Below are 15,201 nucleotides of genomic sequence, written 5' to 3'. Positions count from 1 at the left end.
AGTGTTCGGGTAGGCGGCTGATGCCGCTCTGTTGGTGTTAAAAAGTAAGATCAGTTCTATTTACAAGCCGATGCACATATATTTGATTTCGAGATAATCTTCGATGCCATACTTCGAGCCTTCGCGGCCAAGGCCAGAGGCTTTGATCCCGCCAAAAGGCGCGACTTCATTCGAAATAATGCCGGTGTTGATCCCTACGATGCCGTACTCCAGCGCTTCGCCCACGCGGAATACGCGGCTGAGATCGCGCGCGTAAAAATAAGCCGCCAAGCCAAATTCGGTATCATTGGCCTGCGCAACCACATCGGCTTCATCTTTAAAACGGAATAACGGAGCCAGCGGGCCAAAAGTCTCTTCTTTGGCAACTTTAGCGCTCGCAGGAACATCCACTAAAATGGTGGGCTGGAAGAAATTACCGCCTAATTCATGTGGCTGACCGCCGGTAATAATGCGAGCCCCTTTCGACAGCGCGTCTTCAATGTGCTCTTTCACTTTCGCCACCGCTTTTTCATCAATCAGCGGGCCGGTTGTTACGCCCTGCGCTAAGCCATCGCCCAACGTAAGTTTTTCAACCGCAGCCTGTAGCTTTTTAGCAAAAGCGTCATAAACCCCATCCTGAACATAGAGGCGGTTGGCACACACGCAGGTTTGTCCTGCATTACGAAACTTAGAGGCCAGCGCACCTTCAACTGCTTTATCCAAATCAGCATCATCAAACACGATGAATGGCGCATTTCCGCCCAGCTCCAGCGAGACTTTTTTGATGTCTTTAGCGCACTGTTGCATCAATTGACGACCAATTTCGGTCGATCCGGTAAACGAAAGCTTGCGCACTAGCGGGTTGCCCGTGAGCTCATTCCCCACTTCGCTGGCCGAGCCTGTCACCACGTTAAATACGCCGTCTGGGATCCCTGCGCGCTGGGCCAACTCAGCAAGTGCCAATGCTGAAAACGGCGTTTGGCTCGCGGGTTTGAGCACCATGGTGCAGCCAGCGGCAAGCGCAGGTCCTGCTTTGCGCGTGATCATTGCCGCTGGAAAATTCCACGGGGTGATCGCAGCGGTAACGCCAATCGGCTGTTTGATCACAATAAGGCGTTTGTCTGCCTGATGGCCTGGAATGGTATCGCCATAAATGCGTTTACCTTCTTCGGCAAACCACTCAATAAAAGAGGCGGCATAGGCAATCTCACCCTTGGCCTCAGCCAACGGCTTGCCTTGCTCTAGCGTCATGAGCTTGGCGAGATCGTCTTGGTTAGCCATCATGAGATCGAACCAGCGGCGCAGGATCGTCGCACGTTCTTTGGCGGTTAAGGCACGCCATGCAGGCAACGCCTGATTCGCCGCTTCTATCGCCGTGCGCGTTTCATTTGCCCCCATTTTGGGCACGGTGCCCAAAAGCTGAGCATTAGCGGGGTTTGTCACATCGATGGTTTTCTTACTTTCTGCGTCACACCACTTTCCTTGGATAAAAGCCTGCTGGCGAAAAAGCGTTGGGTCGTTAAGTTGCATAGCGAATTCCTTATTCATCAGTAAATTAGCTTTTGTTATTCGATGACGTTTATACGGTGGCCAAAGACGATTTATCGTTAATTGCCGAGGTTAAGGTGCGACCGTTATGGGTTTGCCCTGCCAGTAGCGCCTGAACTTTGCCTACAATATGCGTGCCAATCGGGATCGCCGAGGTTGCCGCTGGTGACGGCGCATTACAGACATGAATGCTGCGAGGGGTGGTCACAAACAGAAAATCATCAATCAGTTTGCCATCGGGGGAAACGGCCTGAGCACGCACACCGGCGGGATAGGGCTGAAGATCCTGTTTGGTCAAGCTTGGGCAATACTTTTGCACGCGTTTGAGATAGCCGCCTTTGCACAGAGAATTTTTCATCTCATCCAGACCGGATTTGAAGTTTTGCCGCATCACGCTGCGAATACCGGAAGAGCCAAATATTTCCAGCGTATCGCTCAGTGAAATATCACGTTTGCGATAGCCTTCGCGCTTAAATGCCAGCACGGCGTTTGGCCCCACGGTTACGCTGCCGTCGATCATGCGAGTCAGATGCACGCCGAGAAACGGCATTGCCGGATCGGGGATCGGATAAATGAGATGATTAACAATATGATTATGCTGCGGCGCTAGACGGAAATATTCGCCGCGGAACGGGCAGATAATAAAACCGGGATCGACACCCAGCATTTTCACCAAACGATCTGCCATCAGCCCTGAACAGGTGATCAGGTTAGATCCTTCATAATCGCCCGCCGTCGTCGTTACGATCACGCCCTGCGCATGTTCCCGCAGCGCGGTAACTTCGGCGTTATAGACGATCTCGCCACCTGCGGCACGGAAACGATCTGACATTGCCTGTGTGACTTCGGTGTAACTAACGATCCCGCTGGAGGGAACCAGAATACCGCCCAGCCCGACGATGTTGGGCTCGCGCTCATGCAGTTCTTCCGCGCTCAACCAGTAGCGCTCTAAGCCGTTGGCTTCAGTGCGATCCCACAGCGCACGCATACGCTGCATTTCTAGCTCGGACGTTGCCACCAGCATTTTCCCGCAGGTGTCATAGCGAATGCCGTTTTCATCACAAAAGGCTTTGGTCGCCCGATTACCTTCCAAACAGAATTTGGCTTTTAAACTACCGGGCGTGTAATAAACCCCCGCGTGAATCACACCGCTATTGTGGCCGGTCTGATGGCACGCAGGGCCGCTCTCTTTTTCCAGCAAAGCAATGCGGGCATCTGGATAGACGCCGATCAACTGCATGGCAGTCGACATCCCAATGATGCCGCCGCCAACGATCACAAAGTCATACATCCGGCTCATTCCTTCCTCAGACTCTCTTGCGTGCTCTCTGGCTCTAACAAGAGCACGCTCGGTTAATCAAAAATGAAGCCGAAGCTTATTGCCCAGCCTGATAGTGCGAGGTGGAATAGCTGATATATCCGCGCTGACGCATCAGTTCGCGGCGCAAATCTGGGTGTGGGGTAAAGCGATCGCGACCATGCAGCCAGAACAAATTATTAATCAAAAGGAATTTGCCGACCGGAACCGGAACCGAAACGATATTGCGACTGCCTTCGAGCGCATCTGACAGCTCACTCAACCAATTACCTTCTTCAAAATCCTTTGGCTGAACGAACTGATCGATATAGCGCATTACCGGACGCCCTTGCCCATCAACATCAAATACCGGGTGGAAAACATCTTGGGTGACATTTTTGCTTGGCGGCGCAGTCCAGCGCATTGGGCGACGCGCCAACGGGTGGCTGAAGAATTTATCGAGTGACTCCCAGTCATCCAGATGCAGCAAAAGGGAATTGCCGCCCTGCATATTCTGCTCGTCGATTTTCATCATCAGCACATAGTCAGTCACTTCATCAACGAAGGTGCCATCGTTGTGTAATTCCAATACGCGATGAGGCTGACGCAGGTAACTATCTGAACTATCCACGTTTTTAACCACAAAACGCGCATAGAACTGGCCGCTCATGGCGTCATAGTTGGAACGCCCGATAAGATGCGCCACCGCGGTAGCAATTTTAACCATCTCATCCGCCTGCTCGACGTGGTCGATACCCTCAGCACCAATAAGCAACGCACCTTGAGTTCGCGCCAGAATGGTATTGAGCAGCAGCGGCTGAAGCTGGTTGCCACAGAGTTCATCAAGGATTTTCGCCACGCGAAAACGCAGGAATGATTTGTACTCCAGCGCTTGCACGGGCCATTCGGCCACCAGTTCTAAAAAACGTTGCGTGGTAGCGGCATCGAAATTGAGTTCAAGCATGCGTGGCGACTGTGCCGACGGGCGAACGGTAAAGCCCTGCCCTTTGGTTTTAGCTTCAGAGATATCCTGCTTTACGGCGGTTAACGCATTCATCAGAAAGTATCCTCATTGCAGAAAATTAATATCGGCAGAGCAATTTCCAGACATGCTCATTTCGTAGCCATAATTTAAAAATATCTACATTTTGGAAAATTGCGTATAAAAAAAGCAGAAATGTTTATTTTTTGTGATCAAGAATACACAATTATTTTACATTTATAAGAGGGGATAAATAGAGAGGTTTATTTAAGATAATGAAAATTAAACAATTTAATTAAAACCTAACGAGCGGAGAACATTCCAGTGTTATTTAAATGTAAAAAAACCAGCCATAAGGCTGGTTTCATAAACTGAGCGGCTTGATTACAGCAGGTCAGCGATCATTTTTTCCAGTTTGCCTTGGTCTACGGCAAACTTACGGATACCGTCAGACAGTTTATCAACCGCCATTGGATCCTGATTGTGCTGCCAGTAGAACTCAGCTTCGGTCAGACGCGCTGGACGCGCTTTGATTTCACCGGTGTAGCTCAGCTTACGCTCAACGTCGCCCTGAGCTTCAGACAGCTCTTTCAGCAGCGCTGGAGCGATGGTCAGACGGTCACAGCCAGCCAGTTCCAGAATCTCGCCCATGTTACGGAAGCTTGCGCCCATAACCACGGTTTCATAACCGTGCTGTTTGTAGTATTCGTAGATTTCGGTCACGGATACAACGCCTGGATCTTCGTTTGGCGCGTATTCTTTCTTGTCGGTGTTTGATTTGTACCAGTCAAGGATACGACCAACAAACGGAGAAATCAGGTATACACCGGCTTCAGCACAAGCACGCGCCTGAGCGAAGGAGAACAGCAGCGTCAGGTTACAGTTGATGCCTTCTTTTTCCAGCTGTTCCGCAGCGCGGATACCCTGCCAGGTTGAAGCCAGTTTGATCAGGATACGATCGTTGCTGATGCCAGCATCGTTATACATTTTGATCAGACGTTTAGCTTTCGCAACGCTAGCTTCGGTGTCGTAAGACATGCGCGCATCAACTTCGGTAGAGATGCGGCCTGGGACCAGTTTCAAAATTTCCAGACCGATATTGACGGCCAGCTTATCTGAAGCATCCACAACCTGCTGAGCTTTGTCGCTGCTCTGGCTACGCGCCCAAGCAATCGCTTCATCGATCAGCTTACGGTATTCAGGAATTTGTGCTGCATTCAGAATCAGAGAAGGGTTGGTCGTTGCATCTTGTGGTTGATACAACTTCATTGCAGCGATATCGCCGGTGTCGGCCACAACGGTGGTCAGCTGGCGTAGGGATGTCAGTTTATCGGTCATTTTTAGCGTTTCCATTATTGGTGCATAAAACCAGAATTGATGCAGCAATGGTTTTGCTTGTCACTTTTTGAGCTATAACACGGATATTCTCAAGTGAATAACGCCATTGTGCATGAACTGTTGGCGGTTTATGACGTGCCTGTAGCTGATAATAACACGCATCCACTGTTGCGCAATGCACTAAACTCGTCATAAAACCTATCACTTTTATTGGTTCTAACGCAGAAACAGCAGGCAACCGTTTTCGGCTTCAATAAAAACGGTGCACGGACGGAAATGAGAATAAATCGTCATCGTTTTTCAAACTTATGTTACATTCTTGCCGTTTTTTCAGACCCAAAATTTGCGCGAGTTGCGCAACACCAAAGCCCAGTTGTCACTATAAAAATATTATCGGCGCGGTGAAATTTGCGTTGTGCTTTTAAGCATATACGCCATGTTATTGAACACTAGGAGAGCGTTTTGACGGATCTAATTAACTTTATTAACAACATATTATGGGGATCGGTGCTGATCTATCTTTTGATCGGTACGGGGATCTTTTTCACGATCCGAACCGGCTTCATTCAGTTTCGACATTTCGGCCATATGTTTTCGGTTTTAAAGAACAGCAATAAGGCCGACAGCTCAGGTATTTCTTCCTTTCAGGCGCTATGTACCAGCCTTGCCGCCCGCGTAGGCACAGGCAACTTAACCGGCGTCGCCATTGCGATTACCGCAGGCGGGCCCGGCGCCATTTTCTGGATGTGGGTGGTTGCCGTGATTGGCATGGCTACCTCTTTTATTGAAAGTACCTTGGCGCAGTTATACAAAACCAAAGACGATCAGGGAAACTACCGTGGCGGCCCCGCTTATTACATGGAGAAAGGGCTGGGTATGCGGTGGATGGGCGTTCTATTTTCGATCTTCTTAATCATCGCATTTGGTTTGGTATTTAACGCCGTGCAGTCTAACTCCATTGCTCAGGCTACCGCCGTTGCCTTTGGCGTGAAGCCACTCTATGTCGGCATCGCTTTGGTTTTGCTCAGCGGCGCTATCATCTTTGGCGGATTACGTTCAATTGCCAAAACGGCAGAACTGATTGTGCCGTTTATGGCTATCGCCTATTTGGCGCTGGCATTCTGGGTAGTTGGGCATAATCTGGGCCGCATGCCCGAAGTTCTTTTGCTGATATTCAAAAGCGCTTTCGGCCTACAGGAAGCGGCCGCTGGCGCAGTCGGGTACGGCATCGCACAGGCCATGACACAAGGTATTCAGCGAGGCCTATTTTCAAACGAAGCCGGTATGGGATCAGCGCCTAATGCCGCGGCATCTGCCACGCCATACCCGCCGCATCCGGCATCACAGGGCTATGTGCAAATGTTCGGTGTGTTTGTCGATACGCTGGTTATCTGTAGCGCCACAGCGGCCATTATTCTTTCATCTGGCGCATTAGACCACGCGCCGGGCACGATTAGCGGGATTGAACTCACCCAGCGAGCGCTGGCGTCCTCGGTGGGCGGATGGGGTTCTATCTTTATCGCTACCGCCATCTTTTTCTTTGGTTTTACCTCGATTATTGCCAACTATTCGTATGCCGAAAGCAATCTGGTGTTTCTCGAGCACAACCATCCCGCCGGACTCATGCTGTTCCGCTGCTGTACGTTGGGCATGGTGATGTTTGGTACGCTCGCTGAACTGCCGCTGGTATGGAAAATGGCCGATCTTTCCATGGCAATGATGGCCATTACTAACCTGATCGCGATTTTACTGCTCTCCGGTGTAGCGCTGAAGTTGGCCAAAGATTATAACCACCAGCGAAGCATCGGACGCTTGCCGACCTTTGATATCAGCCAATACCCTGAAATTCAGCAGCAGGTTGAACCAGGAATTTGGGATAAACCGAAATCTGAGTAGTTCCCCGAAAAAGTAGTTCCCTGAAAAATTAGGGGGCGTCGGTATAATACGATGCCCCTATCGCACTGATTAATCCCCTCTCAAGATTAAATTTGTTACATTAGTCGCCAACTCTCATAACAGGATCAATCCATGCTGATTATTATTTCACCTGCCAAAACGCTGGATTATGAAAGCCCGCTGGCAACAACGCGCTTTACTCAACCTGAACTGCTCGATCGCTCTGCTGAGCTCATGGAATATTGCCGTGAATTAACACCGGCGCAGATTGGCAGCCTGATGAAAATCAGCGATAAGCTAGCAGGGTTGAACGCCGCACGCTTTGCCGAATGGCAGCCGAATTTCACGCCTGAAAATGCACGTCAGGCTATTCTGGCCTTTAAAGGCGACGTCTACACAGGTCTGCAAGCCGAAGACTTTAGCGAGCAAGATTTCGACTTTGCTCAGCAGCATCTACGCATGCTTTCTGGCCTGTACGGTTTGCTTCGCCCACTCGATTTGATGATGCCGTATCGTCTGGAGATGGGCATTAAACTGCATAACGGCAAAGGCAATGATTTGTATAGTTTCTGGGGCGATTTGCTCACCGAGAAATTAAATCAGCAGTTGAAAGCACAAGGCGATAACGTGCTGATTAACCTTGCGTCTGATGAATACTTTAAAGCCGTAAAACCCGCCAAGTTAGACGGGCAGCTAATTAAGCCGGTATTTTTGGATGAGAAAGGCGGCAAGTTTAAAGTCATCAGTTTCTACGCTAAAAAGGCGCGTGGCCTGATGAGCCGCTTTATCGTTCAGAATCAGTTAACCAAACCTGAACAGCTGAAAGATTTCAATTTGGAAGGGTATTTCTTCGAAGAAGAGAAGCCGTATAAATCAGGCAGCGAACTGATTTTTAAACGCCACGAAGCGTAAAAAAGAAAACCGGCTTATCGCCGGTTTTTTTATCACTCATTTTCAAGCGGTTACTTTGCCCATTGCATCATAAAAGCGCGAAGCGGAACGAAATCCGCCGCCATATGATGCGAAAGCAGAGGCAAATCGGCGCGTTCTGCCAGTTCGGCTGGCAGAGGCAGATCGCTGGATAAGATCTCATCCACCACTTCTTTAAACTTCGCCGGATGCGCAGTACCTAAGAACAGACCAAACTCTCCCGGCTGTAAGGTGTCACGCAAAACACGATAGGCAATCGCCGCATGAGGCTCAGAGATATAACCAAGCTGTGCCATTTCGCGCACCGTTTGGCGCGTCACATCATCAGAAACGTGCCCATAAGCCAGCTCTTTGAGCTGCCATATTTTACGGCGGAATAATTCCTCAACGCGTGGCCAGTTATTTGGGCGGCTAACGTCCATCGCATTCGATAGCGTCGCCACGGTGTTATGCGGCTGCCATTCACCGGTGGCAAGGAAGCGCGGCACGGTGTCGTTGGCGTTGGTCGCCGCAATAAAACGCTTAATCGGTAAGCCCAGCGATTTCGCCAGTAACCCTGCGGTTAAATCACCAAAGTTGCCGCTAGGTACAGAAACCACCAGCTGATTGCGTGCTTCTTGAGGCAGTTGCGCTACGGCTTCGAAGTAGTAGCAGATCTGAGCCAGCAAGCGGCTGATATTAATTGAGTTAGCGGAGTTCAATCCAACCGCATTTTTAAGCTCTTCATCATCAAAGGCTTGTTTCACCAAGGCCTGACAATCATCAAAATCACCGTCGATAGCAATCGTCTGGATGTTTCCGCCCAGCGTACAGAACAGTTTTTCCTGTAACGGGCTGATTTTCCCCTGAGGGTAGAGAATGACAACGCGCACGTTCTCTAAGCCGTAAAATGCGTGAGCTACCGCCGCGCCGGTGTCACCGGAGGTAGCTGTTAGAATAGTGACAGGCTCATTGCCCGCCACTTCCTGTAGCATCTGCGCCATAAAGCGCCCGCCGAAATCCTTAAACGCTAACGTTGGTCCGTGAAATAGCTCAAGCGCGGCGATGTCCGGTTCCACCGGTGCAACCGGCGCAGGGAACGCAAAAGCCGCTTTTACGCGTTCATAGATAACCTCTGGAGCAAATTCGTCCGCCAAATAGGCGGATAAAATATTCGCGCTGCGGGTCACGAAATCCTGCTTCAGTAAGCTATCAATTTCAGTGAGCTCAAATTCTGGAAGCTCTAAGGGAAAAAATAGTCCCTGATTTTTGCCCAGCCCCTGTTTAATTGCCTGCGCAAAGCTGACCTGCTCGTTATGATCTTTCAGATTATAAAGTTTCATGCGTTATCCCAGTCGTCGTGCGCCTGCATTGTCCAGACGGCAAATGTGTACAAAACCTTCGTCGTTTTGCAGATAGTTTTCTTGCAGCCATTGCGCCATACGCTGCGCGGTATCTTGGCGATCGCAGATGGCAAACAGCGTTGGACCGGAGCCCGAAATTCCACAGGCCAAAGCGCCAATGTCGTGAGCAGCCTGACGAGCCTGAGCAAACCCAGGTAACAGGCGAGTACGGTAAGGTTCAGCAATTACATCATGCATTAACTTAGCCGCTAAAATTGGCTGGCGGGTATGGCATGCATGTATAAATCCAGCCAGATAGCGTCCGTGGCTGATGCAGTCCTGACGACGGTACTGTGCCGGTAAAATGGCTCGAGCTTCGGCGGTCGAGACTTTAATTCCCGGATAAGCCATAACCCAAAACCAGTCATCAAAGCAGGGAACGGTTTGGCTAATAATACCGTTCTCTTCCAAAATCAGCTGTAGTCCACCGAGGTAGCACGGGGCCACGTTGTCATAATGCACGCTGCCTGAAATACGCCCTTCCATTTCGCCCATCAGCGCTAAGAGCTGAGTTTGATCGAGTGGCTGCTGAGCAAATTCATTAAGCGCCATCAGCGCCGCGACCACCGAACAGGCGCTAGAACCGAGCCCTGAACCAATCGGCATATTCTTTTCTAGCACCATGGCGACCGATAATTCTTGTCCGATCTCTTGGCAAAAACGCTCCCAGCATTGATAGACAATATTTTCTTTAGGATCGCTTGGGAGCTTACTCACAAAACTGCCTTTAGACGTTAGGCTAAAAGCCTCTGCGGCTTCAACGCTCACGCAGTCGCCAAGAAACTGGCCATCGACCGGCGAAACGGCGGCGCCCAGCACGTCAAACCCCACACTCACATTCCCAATTGAGGCCGGTGCATAAACCTTAACCATATTAAACTCCCAACTTCCATGACAAGGTGCGCAGCAAATCTGCAAATACACCGGCTGCGGTGACGTCGTTACCTGCACCATAGCCGCGCAGAACTAACGGAATTGGCTGGTAATAGCGGCTGTAAAACGCCAGCGCGTTCTCACCGTTCTTCACTTTATAAAGCGGATCGTTACCGTCGGCTTCAACAATCTTGACCTGACAGCGACCGTCGACAATTTGTCCAACGTAGCGCAATACCGCACCGTTCTCACGCGCTTTAGCCACGCGTGCCGCAAACAGATCGTCCAACTGAGGTAAACGCGCCAAAAATGATGCGGTATCGCCACTGGCGTCGAAATCAGCAGGCAGCACGGACTCTACGTCGATATCATCCAGTTCCATAACGTGACCCGCTTCGCGCGCCAAAATCAGAAGCTTGCGCGCCACATCCATCCCCGACAGATCGTCGCGTGGATCGGGCTCGGTATAGCCCAGCTTTTTCGCTTCCAGCGTTGCAGCGGATAACGACATCCCCTCTTCAAGCTTGCCAAAAATAAACGACAGCGAGCCCGACAAAATCCCTGAAAACTGAACCAACTCATCACCCGCACTCAGCAAATTCTGCAAGTTTTCGATAACCGGCAGCCCCGCACCTACGTTGGTATCGTAAAGGAATTTACGGCGTGATCCTGCGGCAGCCTGACGCAGTTGATGGTAGTAGTTCATTGAACCGGTGTTGGCTTTTTTGTTTGGCGTCACGACGTGGAAACCGTTGCTGAGGAAATCTGCGTACTGATCGGCAACGGCTTGACTCGACGTGCAATCCACAATAACTGGATTCAGCAGATGGTATTCGTTCACTAAACGGATCAGGCGGCCAAGATTAAACGGCTCTTTCGCATCGGCCAATTCATCCTGCCAGCGGGACAGATCGATACCGTGCACATTGGTTAATAGCGCACGAGAGTTCGCAATGCCGCAAACGCGTAGATCGATATGCTTGTTCTTCAGCCATGACTGCTGGCGGTGGATCTGCTCTAACAGAGCCCCGCCCACGCCGCCGGAACCAATCACGAAGACTTCGATAACCTGATCGGTATTGAACAGCATCTGGTGGCTAACGCGCACAGCCGTAGTCGCTGAGTCATTGTTGACGACAACGGAAATCGAGCGCTCGGAAGAGCCCTGCGCAATCGCAATAATATTGATATTAGCGCGCGCCAAAGCCGAGAAGAATTTTGCGGAGATACCGCGCATGGTGCGCATACCATCGCCTACCACCGAGATAATCGCTAAGTGCTCGGTCACATCCAGCGCTTCCAACAAACCGTCTTTCAGCTCTAGATAGAACTCTTCATTCAACGCCCGCTGTGCGCGATCCAGCTCGCCCTGCGGGATACAGAAACTGATGCTGTATTCCGAAGAGGATTGCGTGATAAGGACCACCGAAATACCGCTGCGTGACATAACGGCAAACACGCGCGCCGCCATACCAACCATCCCTTTCATCCCCGGACCTGAAACGTTAATCATCGCCATATTGTTCAGGTTAGTGATCCCTTTCACCGGCACGCCGTCAGATCCACTTTCACGTCCGATGAGCGTTCCCGGCGCTTGAGGGTTGGCGGTATTTTTGATTAGGCAGGGAATTTGGAACTGGGCGATAGGAGAGATGGTGCGAGGGTGAAGAACTTTGGCGCCAAAATACGAAAGCTCCATGGCTTCCTGATACGACATCGATTTAAGCAATCTGGCATCGGGCACAGTGCGTGGGTCGCAGGTATAAACGCCATCCACGTCAGTCCATATCTCACAACAGTCTGCACGTAAGCAAGCGGCCAGTACGGCAGCAGAGTAATCAGAACCATTGCGGCCCAACACTACCAGCTCACCTTTGTCGTTACCCGCGGTGAAACCCGCCATCAGCACCATATGATCGGCGGGGATCGGGTCAGCGGCGATACGCCGAGTCGACTCCGCAATATCAACGGTTGATTCAAGATAACCGCCATGAGCCAAGAGTTTTTCAACCGGATTAATGACGGTTACGCCATAGCCACGCGCTTTGAGCAACTCAGCCATAATGGCAATCGAGAGCTTTTCACCACGACAAATCATTGCCGCATTGACGCTGTCGGGGCATTGCCCTAACAGAGAGATACCATGAAGAACCTGTTTGATTTGAGCAAACTCAGCGTCAACCACCTGCTTTAGACGCCCCGCGTCAAAGCCCGGCTGCGCTTGCTGCAGGCCCGTTAGCAAATCGGTAAAGATAGCCTCAGCGTCGCTGATATTTGGCAGTATCTCTTGCCCTGCAATGGTTTTCTCCACCATCGCGACCAGATGGTTGGTGATCTTTGCCGGCGCAGACAGCACGGTCGCAACCTGCCCCTGTTGGGCATTATTTTCTAATATGTCAGCAACGCGCAGAAACCTATCTGCATTCGCCACCGAGGTACCACCAAATTTCAGCACTCGCATTTGTCACACTCTCCCGAATTAGGCTTAAAAAAAAGCCCGCACTGTTTAGGTGCGGGCTTTTTTCTTTCTCTTTTTCTGTACGCGTCAGCCCGCCCCGTTACATGTCGTATCGGTGGTGGTAATAATTGTTGTGGTGTTCAGGCTGTAGTTATGAAAACTAATACGCATCTCTGTCTGTCCAATAAATTCTTGTGTCTGCCCTATATTGGTTAAAGCAAAGGCAAAACTAAGTCAACGAAATTCTGTTTTTAACCAGCAACATTTCGATAACCTCGACAGCATAAAAATCTATAGAAAAACAGCACATCAGCAAAAGTGCGCTGAGTCACACTTTTAGCGCACGTTATCTAAGAGAAATTTATCCACCTTTGCCGAGCAATCGTCGTTTTCAGTTTTTTTCTTCGACAGCCTATTTTTTCAGCACTTTTTCGATGTCATGCAGCAAGGTGTGGAGCATAGAAGTATCACGCTGAGCGAGCAATCCAAGGCGCTGATCGAGCCAGTCGGTGAGCTTTTGATCATCGGCAACATCAAGCGTTCCTAACAGACGATGCACACGTTGGCGCAGTGCCACCAGCTGATTCTCTTCAGCCAGTGCTTCAGGCTCCACACTGTTTTGAACTAATGACGATAGCTGATAACAGAAAACCATCACGGCCTGCCCAAGATTGAGCGAAGGATAATCCGCCACCATTGGCACGCCGGTGAGAATATCCGCCAAGGCTAACTCTTCATTTGATAACCCTGACTCTTCACGCCCAAAGACCAGCGCACAGTTGGAGGTCCAACTCTGCTTTTCATGCAAAATATTCGTAAGTTCTGAAGGCGAGCAGTAATAGTGAAATCTGGCACGACTTCTTGCCGTAGTGGCAACCGTGAAGTCCACATCAGCCAATGCGGCTTCTAGCGTGTCAAAATGCTGGGCATTATCCAGAATATCAGCGGAACCGTGAGCAACCCAGCGAGCGGCCGGCTCTAGGTATGCTTGGCTATCAACAATGCGTAACGATGAAAATCCCATGGTTTTCATCGCTCTTGCCGCAGCGCCAATATTTTCAGGTCTGGCTGGAGCAACCAGTACGATATGAATTTGCATAGAAATGCCCGATTTTTAACAATTAATAATAAACAGGTGCACACTTTATCCTGCTCGCGAGGGTTTTTCCATTAGCTGTAAAGTTACATTTATTTAACAAAAATACGGACTTTTCTATTAGATAAAAAAGGAAAAAGGCATTTTAATCAAAAAACACTCAAAGACTAATCTATTTAGCACTAATTCAATAAATTCATTCTTATAATCAATTAATTAAATTTTCCATAAATATAGAATAAAGTTTTACTCTGATATGAGATTTTCCCGAGCTTAATCAGGAACAAACTCACTTAACTTCATTATCAGGCTCACATACTTGTAAGTGTTTTTCACAAATCTGTTAACGTGCTACAATTGGATTTGATATATGTCAACAAAGCGTAGTTTTGTTGGATGGCAATTGCGGTGTGTGCTGTTATATTGCTGTTAATAGGGTTAGGATGTGCGCCGCTTTTGGCACCACCGGGGCTGTAGGGAGTAACATCCCCTGACCAACCTAGCGATGTTGTTGACGTTGATGGAAAGTGCATCAAGAACGAGTTTACGTACCTTAGTCTATTGAATCTCTATGTTGTTACATCATCGAAACAGCCACACTCTCGATTTGATGTTTTAGGAATCAAGACTACTGTACTTCCCTATTTCTATTTTGTTGGCAATTTTAGGTAGCAAACACATGCAGACCCCGCACATTCTTATCGTCGAGGACGAACTCGTCACTCGAAACACACTTAAAAGTATTTTTGAGGCGGAAGGTTATATCGTTCATGAAGCCAATGATGGCGCAGAAATGCACCAGATCCTGTCTGAATTCGACATCAATCTGGTTATCATGGATATCAACCTGCCTGGTAAAAATGGCCTGTTGTTGGCTCGCGAGCTGCGTGAACAAGCAAATGTAGCGCTGATGTTCCTGACCGGCCGTGACAATGAAGTGGATAAAATCCTTGGCCTGGAAATCGGCGCCGATGATTACATCACCAAGCCATTCAACCCACGTGAGCTGACTATCCGTGCTCGCAACCTGCTGTCCCGCACCATGAACCTCGGTGGCGGCACAGAAGAGCGTAAACTGGTTGAGAGCTATCGCTTCAACGGTTGGGAGCTGGACATCAATAGCCGCTCACTGGTAAGCCCTAACGGCGAACAGTACAAGCTACCACGCAGCGAATTCCGCGCCATGCTGCACTTCTGCGAAAATCCGGGCAAAATTCAGTCCCGTGCAGAACTGCTGAAGAAAATGACCGGCCGTGAGCTGAAACCACACGACCGTACCGTTGACGTGACAATCCGTCGTATCCGTAAGCACTTTGAGTCTACGCCAGATACTCCGGAAATCATCGCGACCATCCACGGTGAAGGCTATCGTTTCTGTGGCGATCTGGAAGAGTAATCTTTCCTTCGCATATAGACAAAAAG

General features: G+C 49.7%; 12 protein-coding genes, 1 pseudogene and 1 other annotated feature. Of the genes and pseudogenes, 3 read left to right on the top strand and 10 right to left on the bottom strand.

Annotated features, from left to right (window positions below; translation table 11 throughout):
* Positions 1 to 60 precede the first annotated feature (60 nt).
* The 4 genes from gabD to tal form a co-directional block, all read right to left on the bottom strand.
* Entirely contained in the window at positions 61 to 1,509 is a 1,449-nt protein-coding gene (gene gabD, locus DSM2777_RS06850) for an NADP-dependent succinate-semialdehyde dehydrogenase (RefSeq protein WP_061553512.1), read from the bottom strand.
* A 49-nt stretch (positions 1,510 to 1,558) separates the two neighbouring features.
* Positions 1,559 to 2,818: an L-2-hydroxyglutarate oxidase gene (gene lhgO / locus DSM2777_RS06845; protein WP_061553511.1), complete on the bottom strand. Its 1,260-nt coding sequence runs from the start codon at positions 2,816 to 2,818 to the stop codon at positions 1,559 to 1,561.
* Between the two features lie 85 nt (positions 2,819 to 2,903).
* Entirely contained in the window at positions 2,904 to 3,881 is a 978-nt protein-coding gene (gene glaH, locus DSM2777_RS06840) for a glutarate dioxygenase GlaH (RefSeq protein WP_061553510.1), read from the bottom strand.
* Positions 3,882 to 4,190: 309 nt separating this feature from the next.
* Positions 4,191 to 5,144, bottom strand: coding sequence for a transaldolase (gene tal, locus DSM2777_RS06835; RefSeq protein WP_025801399.1), 954 nt, complete (start codon positions 5,142 to 5,144; stop codon positions 4,191 to 4,193).
* A gap of 462 nt (positions 5,145 to 5,606) precedes the next feature.
* Here tal and DSM2777_RS06830 point away from each other — a divergent pair, with 462 nt between their 5' ends.
* Together DSM2777_RS06830 and yaaA are read left to right on the top strand one after the other, a co-directional pair.
* The gene (locus DSM2777_RS06830; RefSeq protein WP_061553509.1) at positions 5,607 to 7,040 is read left to right on the top strand and encodes an alanine/glycine:cation symporter family protein; all 1,434 of its coding nucleotides are present in this window, start codon (positions 5,607 to 5,609) and stop codon (positions 7,038 to 7,040) included.
* A gap of 132 nt (positions 7,041 to 7,172) precedes the next feature.
* Positions 7,173 to 7,952 (top strand): peroxide stress protein YaaA, encoded by a 780-nt coding sequence (gene yaaA / locus DSM2777_RS06825; RefSeq protein WP_061553508.1) that lies wholly within the window; start codon positions 7,173 to 7,175, stop codon positions 7,950 to 7,952.
* Positions 7,953 to 8,002: 50 nt separating this feature from the next.
* On the opposite strand, the gene thrC is transcribed toward yaaA, so the two are convergent.
* The 6 genes and pseudogenes from thrC to yjjY all read right to left on the bottom strand — a co-directional run.
* Positions 8,003 to 9,292 (bottom strand): threonine synthase, encoded by a 1,290-nt coding sequence (gene thrC / locus DSM2777_RS06820; RefSeq protein ID WP_061553507.1) that lies wholly within the window; start codon positions 9,290 to 9,292, stop codon positions 8,003 to 8,005.
* 3 nt (positions 9,293 to 9,295) lie between these two features.
* Positions 9,296 to 10,225, bottom strand: a complete 930-nt coding sequence (thrB, locus tag DSM2777_RS06815; protein WP_046459884.1) for a homoserine kinase — start codon at positions 10,223 to 10,225, stop codon at positions 9,296 to 9,298.
* A 1-nt stretch (position 10,226) separates the two neighbouring features.
* Positions 10,227 to 12,686, bottom strand: coding sequence for a bifunctional aspartate kinase/homoserine dehydrogenase I (gene thrA / locus DSM2777_RS06810; RefSeq protein WP_061553506.1), 2,460 nt, complete (start codon positions 12,684 to 12,686; stop codon positions 10,227 to 10,229).
* 25 nt (positions 12,687 to 12,711) lie between these two features.
* Positions 12,712 to 12,835: a sequence feature (Thr leader region), on the bottom strand.
* Positions 12,771 to 12,854, bottom strand: coding sequence for a thr operon leader peptide (gene thrL, locus DSM2777_RS25155; protein ID WP_071603088.1), 84 nt, complete (start codon positions 12,852 to 12,854; stop codon positions 12,771 to 12,773). Its footprint overlaps the feature before it by 65 nt.
* 241 nt (positions 12,855 to 13,095) lie before the next feature.
* Positions 13,096 to 13,782, bottom strand: coding sequence for a tRNA/rRNA methyltransferase (locus tag DSM2777_RS06805; RefSeq protein ID WP_061553505.1), 687 nt, complete (start codon positions 13,780 to 13,782; stop codon positions 13,096 to 13,098).
* Between the two features lie 415 nt (positions 13,783 to 14,197).
* A pseudogene (yjjY, locus tag DSM2777_RS24880) lies at positions 14,198 to 14,337 on the bottom strand (YjjY family protein); the annotation flags it as partial.
* Positions 14,338 to 14,458: 121 nt separating this feature from the next.
* Here yjjY and arcA point away from each other — a divergent pair.
* Positions 14,459 to 15,175 (top strand): two-component system response regulator ArcA, encoded by a 717-nt coding sequence (gene arcA / locus DSM2777_RS06800; RefSeq protein WP_004089205.1) that lies wholly within the window; start codon positions 14,459 to 14,461, stop codon positions 15,173 to 15,175.
* Positions 15,176 to 15,201: the final 26 nt, after the last annotated feature.

The organism is Obesumbacterium proteus (assembly GCF_001586165.1).
In the GTDB taxonomy this organism is placed as follows: Bacteria; Pseudomonadota; Gammaproteobacteria; order Enterobacterales; family Enterobacteriaceae; genus Hafnia; species Hafnia protea.
This window is presented reverse-complemented; position numbering and strand designations above follow the sequence as displayed.